16 protein-coding genes, 1 pseudogene and 1 riboswitch are annotated in these 17792 nt (G+C 71.4%); of the genes and pseudogenes, 7 read left to right on the top strand and 10 right to left on the bottom strand.

The window, feature by feature from the left end:
• Window positions 1-21: 21 nt before the first annotated feature.
• From ACRAKI_RS15410 to ACRAKI_RS15390, 5 genes are all read right to left on the bottom strand, one after another.
• Complete coding sequence (locus tag ACRAKI_RS15410; RefSeq protein ID WP_447007764.1) at window positions 22-2553, bottom strand: DUF4118 domain-containing protein; 2532 nt, start codon at window positions 2551-2553, stop codon at window positions 22-24.
• 91 nt (window positions 2554-2644) lie between these two features.
• Complete coding sequence (locus tag ACRAKI_RS15405; protein ID WP_447007763.1) at window positions 2645-3232, bottom strand: TetR/AcrR family transcriptional regulator; 588 nt, start codon at window positions 3230-3232, stop codon at window positions 2645-2647.
• Between the two features lie 54 nt (window positions 3233-3286).
• A complete protein-coding gene (locus ACRAKI_RS15400) occupies window positions 3287-4822 on the bottom strand; it encodes an MDR family MFS transporter (protein WP_447007762.1) in 1536 nt (511 codons plus the stop codon).
• Window positions 4823-4848: 26 nt separating this feature from the next.
• Window positions 4849-5454 carry a TetR/AcrR family transcriptional regulator gene (locus ACRAKI_RS15395; protein ID WP_447007761.1) on the bottom strand — a complete coding sequence of 202 codons (606 nt, stop codon included), beginning with the start codon at window positions 5452-5454 and terminating at the stop codon, window positions 4849-4851.
• A gap of 69 nt (window positions 5455-5523) precedes the next feature.
• Window positions 5524-6324, bottom strand: coding sequence for an ankyrin repeat domain-containing protein (locus ACRAKI_RS15390; RefSeq protein WP_447007760.1), 801 nt, complete (start codon window positions 6322-6324; stop codon window positions 5524-5526).
• A gap of 107 nt (window positions 6325-6431) precedes the next feature.
• Here ACRAKI_RS15390 and ACRAKI_RS15385 point away from each other — a divergent pair, with 107 nt between their 5' ends.
• The 3 genes from ACRAKI_RS15385 (at window position 6432) to ACRAKI_RS15375 (ending at window position 8725) form a co-directional block, all read left to right on the top strand.
• The gene (locus ACRAKI_RS15385) at window positions 6432-6725 is read left to right on the top strand and encodes an isoamylase early set domain-containing protein (RefSeq protein WP_447007759.1); all 294 of its coding nucleotides are present in this window, start codon (window positions 6432-6434) and stop codon (window positions 6723-6725) included.
• 211 nt (window positions 6726-6936) lie between these two features.
• On the top strand, window positions 6937-7860 hold the full coding sequence (gene pip, locus ACRAKI_RS15380; protein ID WP_447007758.1) for a prolyl aminopeptidase: 924 nt from the start codon (window positions 6937-6939) through the stop codon (window positions 7858-7860).
• A 61-nt stretch (window positions 7861-7921) separates the two neighbouring features.
• Window positions 7922-8725, top strand: coding sequence for a Clp protease N-terminal domain-containing protein (locus ACRAKI_RS15375; RefSeq protein ID WP_447007757.1), 804 nt, complete (start codon window positions 7922-7924; stop codon window positions 8723-8725).
• Here the strand turns inward: ACRAKI_RS15375 and ACRAKI_RS15370 are convergent.
• A complete protein-coding gene (locus ACRAKI_RS15370) occupies window positions 8701-9957 on the bottom strand; it encodes a serine hydroxymethyltransferase (RefSeq protein WP_447007756.1) in 1257 nt (418 codons plus the stop codon). The genes ACRAKI_RS15375 and ACRAKI_RS15370 overlap by 25 nt on opposite strands.
• Window positions 9958-9985: 28 nt before the next feature.
• A riboswitch (ZMP/ZTP riboswitch) is annotated at window positions 9986-10072 on the bottom strand.
• Window positions 10073-10370: 298 nt separating this feature from the next.
• Between ACRAKI_RS15370 and ACRAKI_RS15365 the strand changes: the two genes are divergently transcribed.
• Both ACRAKI_RS15365 and ACRAKI_RS15360 read left to right on the top strand, forming a co-directional pair.
• The gene (locus tag ACRAKI_RS15365; protein WP_447007755.1) at window positions 10371-11246 is read left to right on the top strand and encodes a hypothetical protein; all 876 of its coding nucleotides are present in this window, start codon (window positions 10371-10373) and stop codon (window positions 11244-11246) included.
• A complete protein-coding gene (locus tag ACRAKI_RS15360) occupies window positions 11243-11902 on the top strand; it encodes an extensin family protein (RefSeq protein WP_447007754.1) in 660 nt (219 codons plus the stop codon). The genes ACRAKI_RS15365 and ACRAKI_RS15360 overlap by 4 nt, the downstream gene beginning before the upstream one ends.
• A gap of 72 nt (window positions 11903-11974) precedes the next feature.
• Here the strand turns inward: ACRAKI_RS15360 and ACRAKI_RS15355 are convergent, their stop codons facing one another.
• From ACRAKI_RS15355 to ACRAKI_RS15340, 4 genes are all read right to left on the bottom strand, one after another.
• Window positions 11975-13378, bottom strand: coding sequence for an MFS transporter (locus tag ACRAKI_RS15355; protein WP_447007753.1), 1404 nt, complete (start codon window positions 13376-13378; stop codon window positions 11975-11977).
• Between the two features lie 147 nt (window positions 13379-13525).
• Window positions 13526-14017 (bottom strand): DinB family protein, encoded by a 492-nt coding sequence (locus ACRAKI_RS15350; RefSeq protein WP_447007752.1) that lies wholly within the window; start codon window positions 14015-14017, stop codon window positions 13526-13528.
• A 74-nt stretch (window positions 14018-14091) separates the two neighbouring features.
• Window positions 14092-15084: a non-homologous end-joining DNA ligase gene (gene ligD / locus ACRAKI_RS15345; RefSeq protein ID WP_447007751.1), complete on the bottom strand. Its 993-nt coding sequence runs from the start codon at window positions 15082-15084 to the stop codon at window positions 14092-14094.
• 143 nt (window positions 15085-15227) lie between these two features.
• Entirely contained in the window at window positions 15228-16061 is an 834-nt protein-coding gene (locus tag ACRAKI_RS15340) for a helix-turn-helix domain-containing GNAT family N-acetyltransferase (RefSeq protein ID WP_447007750.1), read from the bottom strand.
• A gap of 99 nt (window positions 16062-16160) precedes the next feature.
• On the opposite strand from ACRAKI_RS15340, the gene ACRAKI_RS15335 reads away from it, so the two are divergent.
• Both ACRAKI_RS15335 and ACRAKI_RS15330 read left to right on the top strand, forming a co-directional pair.
• Window positions 16161-17477 carry an FAD-dependent oxidoreductase gene (locus ACRAKI_RS15335; protein ID WP_447007749.1) on the top strand — a complete coding sequence of 439 codons (1317 nt, stop codon included), beginning with the start codon at window positions 16161-16163 and terminating at the stop codon, window positions 17475-17477.
• Window positions 17464-17784: pseudogene (locus tag ACRAKI_RS15330) on the top strand (MFS transporter); the annotation flags it as partial. The gene ACRAKI_RS15335 and the pseudogene ACRAKI_RS15330, both read left to right, overlap by 14 nt.
• Window positions 17785-17792 lie beyond the last annotated feature (8 nt).

Raw genomic sequence — 17792 nt, 5'->3', positions numbered from 1 at the left:
CCCGGCCCCCGGTGGCGGCGGTCAGGCCGTCACCGGGGCGATCGGCAGCGAGATCACCATGGTCAGGCCGCCGCCGGGCGTGTCCTCCGCCGTGATCGCGCCGCCCATCGCGTCCACGAAACCCTTGGCCACGCTCAACCCGAGGCCGACGCCCGGCGTGGCGGCCCGGTCGCCCAAGCGTTGGAACGGCGCGAACACCGCGCTCGCCGTGTTCTTCGGCAGGCCCTGGCCGTGGTCCACGACGCGCAGCTCGACCCGGTCACCGTAGGCGCTGGCGCGCACCGCGATCTCGGGCTCGTCCACCTTGATCCGTCCGTCGCCGTCCACGTCGACCATCCGGCGCGGGCTGAGCCGGCCGTGCCGCAGCGCGTTGTCGATCACGTTCGCCACCACGCGTTCGAGCAGGCCGACGTCGGCGAGCACGGGCGGCAGGTGTTCGGCCACGTCCACGGACAGCGTGGCGCGTTCGTCGATACCGGCCAGAGCGCGCGCCACCACCTCGTCGTACGTGACGGCACGCAGTTGTGGCGCGACCGCGCCGGTGGCCAACCGGGACGAGTCGAGCAGGTTGTCGATCAGCCCGGTCAACCGGTCGGCGGACACCTCCACGGTCTCCAGCAGCTCGGAGATGTCCTCTTCGGACAGTCGTAGGCCGGTGTCGCGCAGGCTGCCGATGGCCGCTTTGATCGAGGTCAACGGGGTGCGCAGGTCGTGCCCCACGGCGGACAGCAACGCGGTGCGCAGCTCCGTCGTCTCGGCCCGCCGCTGCGCCTCGGCGGTCTCGGCGGCCATCCGCTGCTGCCGCAACGCCATCAACGCCTGACCGGCCGCCGCCTCCACCGCGCGCTGGTCCCCCGCGGGCAGCGTCCGGCCGCGCAACGCGAGGTGCACGTCCGCCGTCACCCGCACGTCCACGTCGGCTTCGTCCGGCTCGGCGCAAGGCCGTGGCCCGACGCACGCCACCCGTTCCCACTCCCCCTCGCGCCGCTCCAGCAGCGCCACCGACTCCAGCCCGAAGTTCTCGCGCACCTTCTCCAGCAGTCGGGCCACCGGGAACGGGCTGGTCAGCACGGTCCGCGCGTAGGAGGCGAGCAACGCGGCCTCCGTACGGGCCCGCGCGCCCTGCTCGGCCAGCCGTGCCGCCCGGTCCACCACGAGCGCGACCAGCACCGCGACCAGCAGCACGGCGATCAGCGTGACCAGGTTTCGCGAGTTCGCCAGGGCCAGGCTGTGGAACGGCGGGGTGAAGAAGAAGTTCAGCAGCCCGGCGCCGAGCAACGCGGCGGCGAGTGCCGGACCGAGCCCGCCCACCAGCGCGACCACCACCGTGGCCAGGAAGAACCCGACCACGTCCGTCGAGAAGGTCACGCTGTCGCGCCACAGCAGCCCCACCCCCGTCACGACGGCGGGCAGCAGTGCGGCCAACCCCCAGCCCAGCAGGCGCCGCGACCGTGCCGTGGTGCCGCCGAGGCGCCACCGCGGGACGCGACGCGCCTCGTCGTGCGTGACCATGTGCACGTCGATCGGCCCGGACGCCTGGATGACCGCCGCGCCGATGCCCTCGTCGAACACCCGCGCCAGGCGTGAGCGCCGGGACGTCCCCAGCACCAGCTGCGTCGCGTTCACCGCGCGCGCGAAGTCCAGCAACGCGGTCGGCACGTCGTCGCCGACCACGCTGTGGAACGTCGCGCCCACGTCCTCGGTGACCCGCCGGAACCCCGCCACCAGCTGCGGTGACGCCCCGGTCAGCCCGTCGCCGCGCATGATGTGCACGACCATCAGCTCCGCGCCGGCGCGCACCGCGATGCGGCGGGCCCTGCGGATCAGCGTCTCGCTCTCCGGGCCGCCGCTGATCGCCACCACGACCCGTTCCCTGGTCTCCCAGGTGTCGGTGATGCGCTGCTCCGAGCGGTACCCCTGCAACGCGACGTCGACCTGGTCGGCCACCCAGAGCAGGGCGAGTTCCCGCAGCGCGGTCAGGTTGCCGATCCGGAAGTAGTTGCCCAGTGCGGCGTCGATCCTGTGCGCGGCGTAGACGTTGCCGTGCGCCAGGCGTCGGCGCAGCGCCTCCGGCGTGATGTCGACCAGTTCGACCTGCTCGGCGCGCCGCACCACCTCGTCCGGCACGGTCTCGCGCTGCGCCACGCCGGTGATCCGCTCGACCACGTCGTTGAGCGATTCGAGGTGCTGGACGTTGACCGTGGACAGCACGTCGACGCCCGCGTCCAGCAGCTCCTCGACGTCCTCCCAGCGCCTGGCGTTGCGTGCGCCGGGCGCGTTCACGTGCGCCAGCTCGTCCACGACCGCGACTTCCGGCGCACGGGCCAGCAGGCCGTCCAGGTCCAGCTCCAGGTGGTCGGGCGGCAGCTGCTCCAAACCTTCGAGCAGCGCCTCGATCTGCGCCCGGCCGTGCGTCTCGACCAGGCCCACGACCACGTCGGTGCCACGGGCCCGGCGTCGGTGCGCCTCGCTCAGCATGGCGTACGTCTTGCCGACCCCGGGAGCCGCGCCGAGGTAGATCCGCAACTCACCGCGCTTGCGCTTGCCGTCCACAGCGCCAGTGTGCTCGCGCCCTGGCCGGCCCGCGTTCGAGGGGCCACCGCCGCGCGGGCACGACTCCTCCACCGCTGCCCCGACCGCAGAACTACTCAGCGGCGGCGAAACCCGCGTCCAGCCGGTCGATCATCACGTCGATCAGCTCCGACAGCTCGGGCCGCTCGGCGGCGTCCAGCCACCAGCCGACGACGACCCGCAACGTCGCCATCACCGTGGCGGCGAACATCATCGGGTAGAGGTCGGTCGCCGGGTCGACGCCGACCCTCTCTGCCACCGCGGCGGCCAGTTCCCGTTCCTGCACGGTGAAGGCCGCGACCTGGTGCGGCAGCAGTGCCGGCGTCCGGCGCAGGACCCGCAGCTGCGCCACTCGTTCCGGGTCGATCCGTTCGGGCACGACCTCGATCAGCGCCGTGCGCAGGGCGCGCAACACCGCTTCCTCCGCGGGCCGCTCGGCGAAGGCCTGCACGAACGCCGCAGCCGTGGCGACGTCGCCCGCGACGACGGCTTCCTCCTTGGAGGTGAAGTAGTTGAAGAACGTACGCAGCGATACGCCGGCCTCGTTCGCCACCTGTTCGACTGTCACCCCGTCGAGGCCGTGCTCCACGCACAGTCGCAGTGCCGCATCGGCCAACGCCGTGCGAGTGGCCAGCTTCTTGCGTTCACGCAGTCCTGACACGCGCGGAAGTGTCGCACCTGCCCGGTGCTTACCGGGGCAGGTGCGACACCGTGTCTAGTGGCCGTCCGCCATCTCCGCGGCCAGCCGCTCGTCACCGCTGAGGGTCTTGAGCGGCTTCTCCTTGATGAACAGCACCGCCACCAGTGCGAGCGCCGCGATCGGCGCGCCGATCAGGAACAGCTCGGCCGTGGCCGTGGCGTAGATCTCGCGCATGATCAACCGCACCGGCTCGGGCAGCAGCGACAGGTCGGGCACGGTGGCCTCCGCGCCGTCCGGCGCCGGGCCGAACTTCTCCTCGCTCAGGCCGGTCACCCGGTTGGCGAGCACCGCGCCCAACGCGCTGACACCGATCGCGCCACCCAGGCTGCGGAAGAACGTGAGGGTGGAAGTCGTCGCACCGAGGTCCCGGGCCGGCACGTCGTTCTGCGCGGCCAGCACCAGGTTCTGCATGAGCAGGCCGACGCCGACACCGAGCACGGCCATGTGGACGCTGACCATGAACACGCTCGTGTTCGCGTCGATCGTGGCCAGCAGCAGCATCCCGCCGACCATGGTCACGCCGCCGGCGACCAGGAAGCCCTTCCACCTGCCCCACTTGGTGATCAGCTGACCCGCCACCGTGGACGACACCAGCAGGCCGAAGATCAGCGGCAGGCTCATCATGCCCGCCTGCGTGGGCGTCTTGCCCAGACCGATCTGGAAGTACTGGGACAGGAACACCGTGCCACCGAACATCGCCACGCCGACCAGGGCGCTGGCCAGCGTCGTCATCGCGACCGTCCGGTTGGCGAAGATGCTCAGCGGCACGATCGGGTCCGCCACCCGCGACTCCACCCACACCGCCAGGCCGAGCAGCGCCACGCCGACCGCGACCAGCAGCGCGGTCCACGCCGAGGCCCACTCGAACTGGTGGCCGGCCAACGTCGACCAGACCAGCAGCGTGGACACACCGCCCACGATCAGCGCCGCACCCAGGTAGTCGATCTTGACTTCCTTGCGCACCACCGGCAGGTTCAGCGTGCGCTGGAGCAGCAGGACCGAGGCGAGGGTGAACGGCACGCCGATGAAGAAGCACCAGCGCCAGCCCAGCCACGAGGTGTCCACCAGGATCCCGCCGATGAGCGGCCCGGCGACCGTGCCGACGCCGAAGACGGCGCCGAAGATGCCCGCGTAACGACCCATCTCGCGCGGCGGGATCATCGCCGCCATCACGATCGTCGCCAACGCCGTCATCCCGCCCGCGCCGAGACCCTGCACGATCCGGCTGGCGATCAGCACTTCGACGTTCGGGGAGAACCCGGCGATGAGCGAGCCCACCGCGAACAGGCCCAGTGAGAGCTGGATCAGCAGCTTGCGGCTGTAGAGGTCGGCGAGCTTGCCCCACAGCGGCACGGTCGCCGTCATGGCGAGCAGTTCGGTCGTGACGACCCAGGTGTAGACGGACTGCGAGCCCTTCAGGTCGGCGATGATGCGCGGGAGCGCGTTCGACACGATGGTCGAGGCCAGGATGGACACGAACATGCCCAGCATCAGGCCGGACATGGCTTGCATGACGTCCCGGCGCGAGGTCGTGCCGGTTGCGGTGGACATCGGATCCCCCAGTTGGTCGCGATAGGTCAGGACGGCGGTTCGGCGAGCCCTCCGGCGAGCAGGTCGACGGCTTCGGCGAGCAGGACGCGCAGCGGCGTGGCGGTGCCGGTCCACCTGGTGATGGCCACCCGGAACGCCGCACCCGCCGCCGCCCCGAGCAGCAGCGGGTAGGTGTCGTCAGCGGGCAGGCCCACCCGTTCGGCGATGCCGGCGACGAGCTCCCGTTCGACCGCTTCACCGCCGGAGAACACCTTCGCCAGGAGCACGGGGTGCTGCTGCACCACCCGCATCCGCTGCAACCAGAGGTCGCGGTCGTCCGCCGGCTCGGCGGCTACCTCCGCCGACAACGCCTCACGCACTGCCGCCGCAGCGGACAGCTCCGCCGGCGCGGCGAGCACGCGGGCGCGCATCCGGGGCCCCGCATCCGGGTCGGGCCCGAGCACGGCGTCTTCCTTGCTCGCGAAGTAGTTGAAGAACGTTCGCGGCGAAACCCCTGCCGCAGCGCTGATGTCCTCGACGGTCACCTGGTCGAGCCCGTGCTCGGCGACCAGGCGCACCGCGGCGTGCCCCAAAGCCGTACGAGTCTGCCGCTTCTTGCGGCCACGAAGCCCCCCGGCCGCCTGCGTGCTCACCTGATCAGCGTAGGGAAAAACGTGCACACTCTGCAACTTTGCAGAGTGTGCACACTTGTGATCCCTCCTTCAGCCGCCGATTTCATACCTCGTGGGGGCCCCGGCAGCCACCAGCACGGCCACGGTCCCCGGATAGTCCCCGTCCGACGCGCGGCTGTTCCGGACACCCCACAACGCGCAGTCGAGCGGTGTGGGCCCGTCGTCGTCGAACGCCTTGTCCGCAAGATCCGCACCGCGCGCCACCAACAGCCGGACCACCTCGACCCGACCGTTCATCGCAGCCTGGTCCAGCGGGGTGAAGTTGCTCCACCCGCGCGTGTCCACAGCCATCCCCGCATCCAGCAGCGCGCCCACCACGTCACCCCGCCCCAGAGCCGCGAACTGGCCCAGGATCCACCCGTAATCGTCACCACCGGGCGTGCCGAGCACCGGCGCGACAGCACGGGGCAGCGACGCGGACTCGCCGCGCGCCACCGCCAACACCGCTTGGTCCACGGGGTCGAGGACGGCTTCAGCACCGCGTGACCGCAACATCGTGTAAGCCGCCAAGTGGCCACACCTCGCCGCCAGCGCCAACGGACGACGACCGACGTCCCACCGCCCCCAAGGAAGGTTCACGTCGGCACCGGCAGCGATCAACAGCTCCAGCACCTCGATGCTCCGCCCGCGCCCGATGGCGTGGTGGAGGCAGAACTCCGCATCGACGTCGACGCCACGATCGAGGAACCACCGCAGACCGGCCACGTCCTCGAAGTCCAGCTTGTGGTTGACCATACGTTCGAAACCCGGCCGGTGCAGATCGTCCAGCAGCGCGGTGTCCGACTGCTCGCAGGCGTGGTAGAAGGCGTCTTCATCCGAGATCGGCGGCACTCCGAGGACCATACGTCACCCCGACGCGTGACCGTCTACTTCGAACAGGTCCACACCGCCGACCGCTAAGGTGCCCGGAAGGCAAGATCGACCCTTGAGGGAGAACGATGCTCCGCAGCACTCGCCTCTTCGGCCCGAAGCGCCGCGTCACCTTCTCACTACCGCTCGACCAGCCGCGCGGCCCGGTGAGCGTGGTCGGCACGTTCAACGGCTGGACCCCCGGCGTGCACGAGCTGGTGCCCCGCCGCGACGGCACGCGCACCGTCACCGTGATCCTCCCGCCGGGCACCCACCGGTTCCGCTACCTGGGCGACGGCGGCCACTGGTTCGACGACACCGACGTCCCCCACGTCGACCACGAAGGTTGCGTGATCACGATCGGTACCGACCAGTCCACATAGGACGCGCGCAACCACCCATCCCCCACCCCGCCCGAACCACCCACGACCCGGGACCGACAAGGCTCGATTCGACATGGGCTTCGACCAGCCCATGACACCTGGACCCCTGTCGAATCGAGCCGTACCGCACCACCACCCGCACCTACCCCGACCGGAGCCAACCCGTAAGCGCTAATATAACAGCACTGTTGCATCCGATGGAGGAGAGCCCGTGCTGTACCCCGAGACCGAGCCGTACGACCACGGCATGCTCGACGTCGGCGACGGACACCACCTGTACTGGGAGGTGTGCGGCAATCCGGACGGAAAGCCCGCCGTGGTCCTCCACGGCGGTCCGGGCTCCGGCTGCACCGCCAACGCCCGCCGGTACTTCGACCCGGCCGCCTACCGCGTAGTCCTGTTCGACCAACGCGGCTGCGGCCGGAGCACCCCGCACGCCGGCCGGCCGACGGTCGACCTGTCCACCAACACCACCGACCACCTGATCCACGACCTGGAACGACTGCGCGAGTTCCTGGCCGTCCACCGGTGGCTGGTGTTCGCCGCGTCGTGGGGCTCGGTCCTCGGCCTCGTCTACGCAGAGCGCTTCCCGCACCGGGTGTCGGAGATGGTCCACGCAGGCGTGGCGACCGGCCGGCGGTCGGAGACGGACCTGTTGACGACAGGTGTGGCCCCGATGTTCCCGGAAGCGCACGCCCGGTTCCGCGAACTGGCGCCGACCGGCGACCCGGCAGCGGGATACCTGGAGCTGCTCCTCTCCCCGGATCCGGCCGTGCACCACCGCGCGGCCGAGGAGTGGTGCCGGTGGGAGTCGGCCCTCGTGCCGCTCACCCCCGCCCAACGCCACTTCGACTCTCCGGAGTTCCGCCTGGCCTTCGCACGACTGGTCACGCACTACTGGGCGCACGGTTCCTGGCTCCCGGAGGGGATCGTCCTGGAGGAGGCGTGGAAGCTCGCGGGCATCCCGGGCGTAATCGTTCAAGGACAGCTCGACCTGGTCAATCTGACCGGCACGCCGTTCGACCTCGCGCACGCCTGGCCGGACGCCGAGCTGATCGTCCTCCCCCAGACCGCGCACGGCGGGAGCGACGCGATGACCGAAGCGAGGGTCGCCGCCACCGATAAATTCAGGTAACACTCGGCAACCCGGTGCGATGCTGTGATTGCAGCGAGCTACACGCACGGAGGAGTGCCGGGTGCCCGACAGGTTCACCGAAAGCGCCCGCCGGGTATCGGTGTTGGCCCTCCAGGAGGCGCGAGGGCTCAACCACACCGCCATCGGCACCGACCACCTCTTCCTGGGCCTGATCGGCGAAGGCGGCGCAGCGGCGTCCGTCCTGCAGTCGTTCGGCCTGTCGCTGGAGACCTGCCGGGCACACGTGCGGGCTTCCCACGCCCGCGGCACGCTCCCGGTCCCCGGACACCTGCCGTTCACCCCCGGCGCGAAACGGGCCCTCGCACTGGCCGTGCGGGAATCCCTCGCACTGCACCACCGGCACGTGGACACCGGCCACCTGCTGCTCGGCGTGCTCGCCGAGGACGACGGGATCGCCCTCGCCGTCCTCACCCGCAGCGGCTTGTCACCCACCGACGTCCGCGACCGCGCGTTCGCCGCACTGGCCGGGATCGACCTGCCCGCACAGCGGCAGGCACGCCTGTACCTCAGCTACCGACGTCCGCAGGACCTGCACCTGGCGGGCCGCATCGCGGACCGACTGGACGACATCGGCCGGCCGGTCGTGGGCGACGTGGCCGAGTGCGACGTGCTGCTGGCCGTGGTCGGCCCCGGCTGGACGCCGACCGACCTGATGCGCGCGGAGGTGGAGCGGGCGGCGGAACGGGCCGTGCCGGTGATCCCGGTGCTGGTCGACGGGGCGGAACTCCCCGTCGACCAGCTACCGGGCGTCGATCACGTCACCGTCGTCCGCCACGAGACGTTCCGCGCGGACGTGGAACGGTTGGCCGACGTGGTCCGCTACGCCCAGCCGGGCATCGGGTAACCCGCCATCAGCTCCGCCACCTCGGCCGCGATCCGGTCCAGCACCTGCTCGTCGTCCGCCGCCAGGACCGCCCGCTCGATCCACTCCGCGATCTGCGGCATGTGGTCCGCGGTGAGGCCACGGGTGGTGACGGCGGCCGTGCCGAGTCGCACGCCGGAAGGGTCGAACGGCTTGCGCGGGTCGAAGGGAACGGTGTTGTAGTTCGCTTCGACACCCGCCCGGTCCAACGCCTTCGCCGCGGGCTTGCCCCCGATGCCCTTGCCCGTCACGTCCACCAGGACCAGGTGGTTGTCGGTTCCACCCGAGACCAGGTCGAAGCCGCGGTCGAGCAGCGAGGCGGCCAATGCGCGGGCGTTCTGCACGACCGCGTGCGCGTAGAGACCGAAGGACGGCTCCAACGCCTCCCCCAACGCGACCGCGATCGCCGCAGTCGTGTGGTTGTGCGGACCACCTTGCAGGCCCGGGAACACCGCCTTGTCGACGGCCTTCGAATGGGCGGCATCCGTGAGGATCATCGCGCCACGGGGTCCGCGTAGCGTCTTGTGCGTGGTCGTGGTGATCACCTGGGCGTGCCCGACCGGTGACGGGTGCGCGCCACCGGCGACGAGACCGGCGATGTGCGCGATGTCGGCCGCGAGCACCGCGCCGACCTCGTTCGCGATCTCGGCGAACGCCGGGAAGTCGATGGTGCGCGGAATGGCCGTCCCGCCGCAGAAGATGACCTTCGGGCGTTCGGCGCGGGCCAGGTCCCGGACCTGGTCGAGGTCGACGACCCCGGTGTCCTTCCGCACGCCGTACTGCACGCTGCGGAACCACTTGCCGGTGGCCGAGACGCCCCAGCCGTGGGTGAGGTGGCCGCCGGCGGGGAGGGCCATGCCCATGACCGTGTCGCCGGGGTTCAGGAACGCCATGTAGACGGCCAGGTTCGCCGGTGAGCCGGAGTACGGCTGGACGTTGGCGTGGTCGGCGCCGAACAGGGCCTTGGCCCGTCCGATCGCCAACTCCTCCACCGGGTCGACCACCTGCTGGCCCTCGTAGTACCGGCGGCCCGCGTAGCCCTCGGAGTACTTGTTGGTCAAGACCGAGCCGGTGGCTTCCAGCACGGCGGTCGAGACGTAGTTCTCCGAGGCGATCAGCCGGACCTTCTCGAACTGGCGACGGGCCTCGGCCTGGACCAGTCGGGCGACCTCGGGGTCGGCACCGGTCAACGACGGGATGGCGGGTTCGTGCACGACGACCTCCACGCGCGCGGGGGCGCTGCCGTAGCACCCAGGCGCGCGGTGCGATCCGGCTCAACGCTCCCCGGTGGTCTGTCCCACCCTCCGCACGCCAGTCGCGAACGCCCGGATCCTACGCCCGCGCGCTGCCCCGGACCACGGAGTTGCGACCGGCCGCACAACGGTGTTCCGCAGCGCCGGCCGCACGGCGTGGGTTCCCGCAGCGCCCGCCGCTCAGCAGCGCCCGCCTCCAGCGCTCCGCCCTCGGCACCCGCCTCGGCATCCGCCCGTGCCAGGTTTCGGCGGAATGGACCATTGCCGCGACGATCGGCCGGCCCAATACTCGGAATTGGAACACTCGGGGTTGGAAACCTTCCAACCGACCCTGTGCCACGTCAGCACTTCCCCCTGCCCCTGAAAGGACTGACGTGCTCGATCGCCGAACGTTCGTGCTGGGTGCCGCCGCTTCCGCGGCACTCGCCAGCGCATTACCGGCCCACGCGGCTGCCTCGGCGCCCGCGTCGGGCGCCACACCGGACCACATCACCCCGGACCACATCACCCCGGACCGGACCGCTGGAGTGTTCGCCGCACCTGACGGCGCTCCTCTCCTTCTAGCGCAACAAGACGGCCAGTGGGTGCTCGTCGACGAGGGCGGCTCGGTGCGCATCACCACCGGCCTCGCGGGCGCCGACCTGGTCGACGTCACCGGCGACGGGACCACGTTCGTGGCCGTCGGCGCCGTGAGCGGCGACCCCATCGCCACGATCTGGGAATCCACCGACGGCATCACGTGGCACGAGGTGCGCCGCCTGCACGGCGTTCGCTCGGAGTTCACCGCCGTCGGCGGCGGCCTGGCGTTCGGGTCCGTCGTGAAGCACGAGCGCGCTTCGGTGGTCCGTATCGCCGCACGCCGCACCGCTAACGGCTGGAACACCGTGCCGGTCCGCGGATTGGAGTGGACGGACGGCCTGTCCGCCACCGCCGTGGCCGCGACCGCCGACGGCTGGATCGTCGCGGCCGTCGACATCTCCGGCACCGTCCTGCACACCTCGCACAACGGCGTCAGCTGGACCGCCCGGCCCCGCCTGGACGGTGTCGCGGTGCGCGGGATGACCGCGGTGGACGGCCGCGTGCACTGGGTCGGCAACGAGATCGTCGACGCCACCCCGCTCACCGGCGTGCTGGACGCGGGCACGACCCGACCGGACGTGCCGGCGGACGCGAAGTCACTGGGTGTCGCGGGCACCCGGTCCGGCTGGCTCACCGGCGGCCGACTGATCACCGTGGAGGCGACCCGATGATCACGTTCAGCCGGATCGACGGCACCCCCGTCTACTACTGGCGGTCCAGCCGCGGCAACACGACCCTGCGCAACTGGCAGGCGACCCAGGCCTTCTACGACTCCATGGTGCTGTGGATCCGGGACCTGCGGTCGTTGTCGTCGGCCTACGGCAGCATCACCTACCTCGTGTCGGCGGGCTTCTACGTGAACAAGCCCGGCCAGCACGGCGCGGGCACCGCGATGGACCTCGACTACGTCCGGTGGAGCGGCGGGCAGGTCTCCTCGCCGCTCGACCAGCACCACGCGTCCACCACCCTCGCCACCCGGCGTCGGTACCTGGCGGTGGACGCGGCGTGCCGGCGGCGCTTCCGGTACGTGCTGGACGGCTGGTACAACTCCGCCCACGCCGACCACATCCACGCCGACTTCGGCGGCCTGCCGGTCCGCTGCGTGACCAGTTCCGACAGCGACGTGAAGTTCGTGCAGTCGCTGTGCAACAACTTCATGAGCTCGGGTCTCGTGGTGGACGGCATCTGGGGCCCGAAGACCCAGAGCGCGTTCAACACGGCCAAGTCCCGGCTCGGTGTCACGGGCGACCCGCACACCAGTAGCGCGGCGTGGCAGACGTTCCTGTCCGCCGCGGCGCGCCGGGGATTCGCGAACCAGGCGTTCTGACGGCGACGGGCCCGCGAGCCGCCTCGCGGGCCCGTCTCCCCCTTACCCGCCAACCCCCTTACCCGCCACCGCCTACCCGTTGACCTTCTCCCTGCCGACCTTCTCCCTGCCGACCTTCTCCCTGCCGACCTTCTCCCTGCCAGCCAACCCGGTCGCCACGATCACCACCGCCACGCCGGTCGCGATCACCGGCACCACCAGCGCCCGGTGGAAGCCCTCCAGCAACCCGCCCTCCGCCACGCTCGACGACGCGGCCAGGGCCAGGCCGAGCGCCGCGCCGAACTGGAACGACGTGTTCCAGATGCCGCCCGCCAGCCCTTGCTCCTCGTCCGCGACGCCCTCCACCGCGACGATCGTCAACGGGCCGTACACCAACGTGAACGCCACGCCGAGCAGCACCATCGTCGGGAACATCGCGGTCCAGTAGTCGGCGTCGGCGGGGATGCCGAGGAACAGCGCGTAGGCCACGAGCGCGACCGTGAAGCCGGCGAACAGGACCTTGTGGTTGCCGAACCGGTCGACCAACCTCGGCGTCAGGGTCGGCGCGAGCACCGAGTCGATGCCGATCACGAGCAGCGCGACGCCGGTCTGCAACGCGGTCCAGCCCCGCACGTCCTGCATGTACAGCACGGTGATGAACTGGAAGCCGACGAACGACCCGGCGAACAGGACCGTGGCGAGGTTCGCCCGCACCAGGTTCGCGCTGCGGAAGATGCCCAGCCGGATCAACGGCCCGCTGGACCTCCGTTCTGCTACCACGAACGCCGCCAGCAGCGCGAGGCTGATCGCTGCCGTCAGCGCCGTCTCGCCGGGCGGGACCTCCGGGGCGACCACGACGGTGTACACCACGCCGACCGCGCCCAGCGTCATGGTGACCGCGCCGACGATGTCGTAGCCCTGACCGGTCCGGGCGGGCGTCGCGTCGTGCTCGATCAGCCTGACCGCCAGGACCAGGATCGCGGCGGCGAGGACGACCGGGGCGAAGAACACCCAGCGCCAGCCGAGCGCGGTCAGCAGTCCGCCGACGACGAGGCCGAGCGAGAAGCCGCCCGCCGCGGTGCCCGCGTACCAGAGCAGCGCGCGGTTGCGCAGCGGTCCTTCGGCGAAGCTGGTGGTGATCAGGGACAGCCCCGCGGGCGTCATGAACGCCGCGGCCAGGCCGGTCATCGCACGGGCGGTGATCAGCATCCAGCCCTCGGTGGCCAGGCCGCCCAAGCCGGAGAACAGGACGAAGACGGTCAGCCAGAGGACGAACATCCGACGGCGGCCGAGCAGGTCGGCGGCGCGTCCGCCGAGCAGCATGAAACCGCCGTAGGCGAGCACGTAGGCGCTGACGACCCACTGGAGTTCGCCGGGCGCCATGCCGAGGTCCGCCCTGATCGCGGGCAGGGCGACACCCAGCATCGAGACGTCGATGCCTTCCAGGAAGATCGAGCCGCACAGCACGAGAAGCAGTGCGCGGGCGCGCGGGGTCATGCGAGTGGGGCCACCGTCGACCGGTGGGCTCTGCGATGTCGTGTGCACTTCACTCCTCGGTCCGCCGCTTGCATGCACATGCATCATGTGCCCTGCGGAGCGGACGCGGAAGGAGGCACTTCGAAGTCACCTGGGGCGGCCCCCGAGCTAGCGCGGCCCCAACCCCGTCTTCCCGTCCAGCAGCTCGCGCACCACGTCGAGGTGGCCGGCGTGACGTGCCGTCTCCTCGATCATGTGCAGGACGATCCGGCGCAGGTCGGTGGTCTCGCACCCCAGCGGATCGGGGTGGCGCCCCACCGGGACGGTCGACAGCGGCATGGCGGCGATCGCGGCGTCGGACCGCTCGCACTGCTCCCGGTAGAACGCGAAGACCTCGGACGGGGATCTCGGCGTGGTGAACGGCTCGGGGTCCGTCCACGGCAGCGGCTCGGCGTTGCCGGTGAGGATCTCCTGGAACCAGTGGCGCTCGGCGTAGCCCAGGTGTTCGACCATCGCCACCGGAGTCCAACCCGAGGGCAGGACCGTCGTCGTCAACGCTTCGTCGTCGAGTCCTTCGAGGATCGCCAGCACCACACCCCGCTGCGCGTCCAGGAACACCCTCAACGCGTTCTTCTCGCCGCCGTCCACTGCGCCGTCCACTGCACCGTCCACTGTGGCCCCCGTCGTCCGGATCATGTCGGCCGGAAGCTAGCAGCCCGCACCGACAATCCCGTTCAACCCGTGACCGGGGGCGGCATCACGACGTCCTCGGGGTTCTTGTCCGGTCGCAGACCGCGCCACGACGAGTGCCGCAGCCGGCCGTCCGTCGTCCACGTCCGGTACTCGACCTCACCGACCAGCTCCGGCCGCACCCAGTGCGCGCGGCGGGCCTGGTCGAGGGGCACCGGGCCGACGAACGGCGAAGCCGTCCGGGCCAACGGCCGCAACCGTTCCCGCAGGTCCACCAGCGCCGCGTGGGTGAAGCCGGTGCCGACCTTGCCGACGTACCGGAGCCCGTCGTCGGTGGGCACGCCGAGCAGCAGCGAGCCGATCGTGCCCGCACGGCGACCGTCACCCGGCCGCCAGCCGCCGATCAGCACCTCCTGCGTGCGCACCAACGGCACCTTCACCCACGCCGTCGAGCGATGTCCGGGCTCGTACCGGGAGGAGGCCCGCTTGGCGACCACGCCTTCGAGGCCGTAGTCCTCGGCCACCGCCAGCACGTCCCGACCGTCCACGTCGGTGAACGACGGCGGCACCCGCACCTCGCCCCGGCCGCCCAGCCCGAGCGCCGCCAGCTCGTCCCGGCGGGTGGAGTACGGCTCGCCGAGCAGCGACCGGCCGTCCACGTGCAGGAGGTCGAACACGTAGTAGACGACGGGCACGCGGGCGAGCAGGTCGTCACCGGGTCGGGCCACGTGCATGCGGGACTGCAACCGGGCGAAATCGGGTTGCTTCCGCGTGCCGAGAGCGACGATCTCCCCGTCGAGGACGACCTCCCTGTCACCCAGGAGTGTGGACAGCACCCGGACTTCCGGGTAGGTCGCGGACACCTCCAGGTCGTTGCGGGTCATCGCCCGCACCCCACCGCCACGCACGTAGGTGACGGCCCGCACACCGTCCCACTTGAACTCGAACACCCACCCCGTGCCCACCGGGAGCCCACCCGGCGTGGCCGGCATGGGCCGGATCAGCTCGGGGAAACCGGACTCGGCGCGCAACGGCATTTGACCGTCCCTTGTAGACGGACATTCGCGCCCAGTGTCACCCCCTCAGCCCGGCGCCGCACGTCGGGCGTGCGCCCAGCCGCGTTCCGAGTGTTGAACTCACGCGTTCGGAGCGGAGGACTCACACGTTCTGGATGGAGGACTCACGGGGTTTTGCGGCGTTCGAGCATGACGGTGTCGCGCCACACGCCGTGGTGTCGGGCGATGCGTTCGCGGACGCCCACGGTGCGGAAGCCGGCCGAGTGGTGCAGGGCGATGCTGGCCCGGTTCTCCGGGAAGATGCCGGTCTGGAGTGTCCACAGGCCGCCCCCGTCGGCGGCGGTGACCTGCTTGTGCAGCAGAGCCTTGCCCACGCCGCGACCGCGGAAGCCCTCACCCACGTACACCGAGTTCTCGGCCACGCCGGAGTAGCACTCGCGGGTCGACACCGGGGTCAGGGCGGCCCAGCCGGCGACCTGGTCGTCGACGACCGCCACCCAGCTGTGGCCGGGCAACCACTTGGCTTCGAGGGTGCGGCGGCTGGGCGTCTCGGTCTCGAAGGTGGCGTTGCCGGTGGCGATGCCCTCGCCGTAGATGCGGCGGACGTCGGCCCAGTCCTCCTCGCGCAGGGCGCGGACGGTGACGTCGGGGGGCAGGTCGGTCGGGCAGCACGGCCGGGTGACGATGGTGCCCATCACGGCGTCCGCCGCGTGCGGCAGGCCGGTGCAGCACGCCGCGTTGACCGACACGAGGGTCGCGGTGCCCTCCTTGCGCAGCCTGACGAAGCCCACGTCGGCGAGTTTTCGGAGGTGGTGCGAGCACGTCGACTGGCTCACGCCGATCGCCTCGGTGAGCGCGCCGACGGTGATCTCGCCAGGATGGGTGGCGACGGTGTGCAGCAGCCGCACCCTGGTCGGGTCCGCCAGGCACGCGAACCACTCGGCGTACGTGGTGGCGTCCTCCGGCGCGAGGCCTGGGGTGGGCAGCAGCGTCGTCATGACCCCAGACTATCGACAAACACCGATGGTTGCATCAATCGACGTTCCTCGATAGATTCCCCTCGTTCGATCGAGGAACACCGATGAAAGAGGTGTCTGGTGGACGAGCTCTCCGTGGTCGTGGTCGGGGCGGGGCCGGTCGGGTTGGCCGCGGCGGCCCACCTGCTGGAGCGCGGGTTGCGGCCGTTGGTGCTGGAAGCGGGCCCGCAGGCGGGCGCGGCGGTGGCGCAGTGGCGGCACGTCCGACTGTTCTCGCAGTGGTCGGAGCTGGTCGACCCGGCCGCACGGCGGCTGCTGGAGCCCACCGGGTGGCGTGCGCCCGACCCGGACGGCTACCCCACCGGCGAGGAGTGGGCGGCGCAGTACCTGGTGCCGCTGGCACGGGCGCTCGGTGACCACGTCCGGGTGAACTCCAAGGTGGTCGGGGTCGCCCGCCGCGGACGGGACCGGGTCGTGGACGCGGGTCGGGACAGCGAGCCGCTGACCGTGCACGTCGAGGGCGGCGAGCGGATCGCCGCCCGCGCGCTGGTCGACGCGTCCGGCACGTGGGGCGCGCCGAACCCGCTGGGCGGGGACGGGCTGCCGGCGGCCGGCGAGCTGGAGGCGTCGGACCGGATCGACTACCGCGTGCCGGACGTGGTGGGCGAGCAGGCCCGGTACGCGGGCAAGCGGATCGCCGTGGCGGGCAGCGGGCACTCCGCGCTCACCGCCCTGATCGCGCTGACCGACCTGGCCGAGCGGCACCCCGGCACGAAGATCACGTGGTTGCTGCGTCGCGGCGCGGTCGGCGCCGTGTTCGGTGGCGGCGAGTCGGACCAGCTGCCGGCGCGCGGCGCGTTGGGCCTCAAGGCGAGGGAAGCGGTGCAGGCCGGGCACGTCGAGGTGGTCACCGGGTTCCGCACGGAGTCGGTCGAGCGCGACGGCGAGCGCCTGGTGCTGGTGTCGCAGGACGGGCACCGGCTGGACCCGGTGGACGAGGTCGTGTCGCTGACCGGCTTCCGGCCGGACCACTCGTGGCAGTCCGAGGTGCGGCTCGACCTGGACCCGGTGCTCCAGTCGCCCACCAAGCTGGCTCCCCTCATCGACCCGAACGTGCACTCGTGCGGCACCGTGTACCCGCATGGGGCGAACGAGCTCCGGCACCCGGAGCCGGGCGTCTACCTCGTGGGCATGAAGAGCTACGGCCGTGCGCCGACGTTCCTCGCGCTGACCGGCTACGAGCAGGTCCGCAGCGTGGCCGCCGAGATCGCGGGCGACCACGAGTCGGCGGCGAAGGTCGAGCTGACGCTGCCCGAGACCGGGGTGTGCGGCGGGTCCGGCGTGTTCGACGTGGCGGAGCCGGAGTCGTCGGGCGGCTGCTGCGGCGGGCCGGCGGTGGAGAGCCTGACCCTGACCGCGCCGGGTGCGCGGGTCTGAGGCGGCGCGACCCGGCGTGGTCGAGGGGCGCGCCGGGCCGCAGCGGGTGCTGGTGGTGCTGTGCCTGACGCAGATCACCAGTTGGGGAGTGCTGTTCTACGGCTTCCCGGTGCTGGCGCCGGTGATCGCGGCCGACAGGGGCTGGTCCGGCGCAGCGGTGACCGGGGCGTTCTCGGTGGCCTTGCTGGTCAGCGCCGTGGTCGGGGTGCCGGTCGGCAGGCTGCTCGACCGGCACGGCCCCCGCCTGGTGATGACGGTGGGGTCGGTGCTGGCGGTGACGGCGCTGGGCGTGGTCGCGTCAGCCTCGTCGCTGCC

The organism is Saccharothrix isguenensis, from assembly GCF_052936305.1.
Note: the sequence above shows the minus strand (reverse complement) of the source record. Positions and strands in the feature narration are given on the sequence as shown.

Excerpts from the sequence above, each read along its gene's own strand:
- ACRAKI_RS15400 (WP_447007762.1), bottom strand. The coding sequence starts at position 4,822 with ATGTCCACCGCAACCGGCACGACCTCGCGCCGGGACGTCATGCAAGCC.
- ACRAKI_RS15340 (WP_447007750.1), bottom strand. The coding sequence starts at position 16,061 with ATGACGACGCTGCTGCCCACCCCAGGCCTCGCGCCGGAGGACGCCACC.
- ligD (WP_447007751.1), bottom strand. The coding sequence starts at position 15,084 with ATGCCGTTGCGCGCCGAGTCCGGTTTCCCCGAGCTGATCCGGCCCATG.
- ACRAKI_RS15385 (WP_447007759.1), top strand. The coding sequence starts at position 6,432 with ATGCTCCGCAGCACTCGCCTCTTCGGCCCGAAGCGCCGCGTCACCTTC.
- ACRAKI_RS15355 (WP_447007753.1), bottom strand. The coding sequence starts at position 13,378 with ATGACCCCGCGCGCCCGCGCACTGCTTCTCGTGCTGTGCGGCTCGATC.
- ACRAKI_RS15360 (WP_447007754.1), top strand. The coding sequence starts at position 11,243 with ATGATCACGTTCAGCCGGATCGACGGCACCCCCGTCTACTACTGGCGG.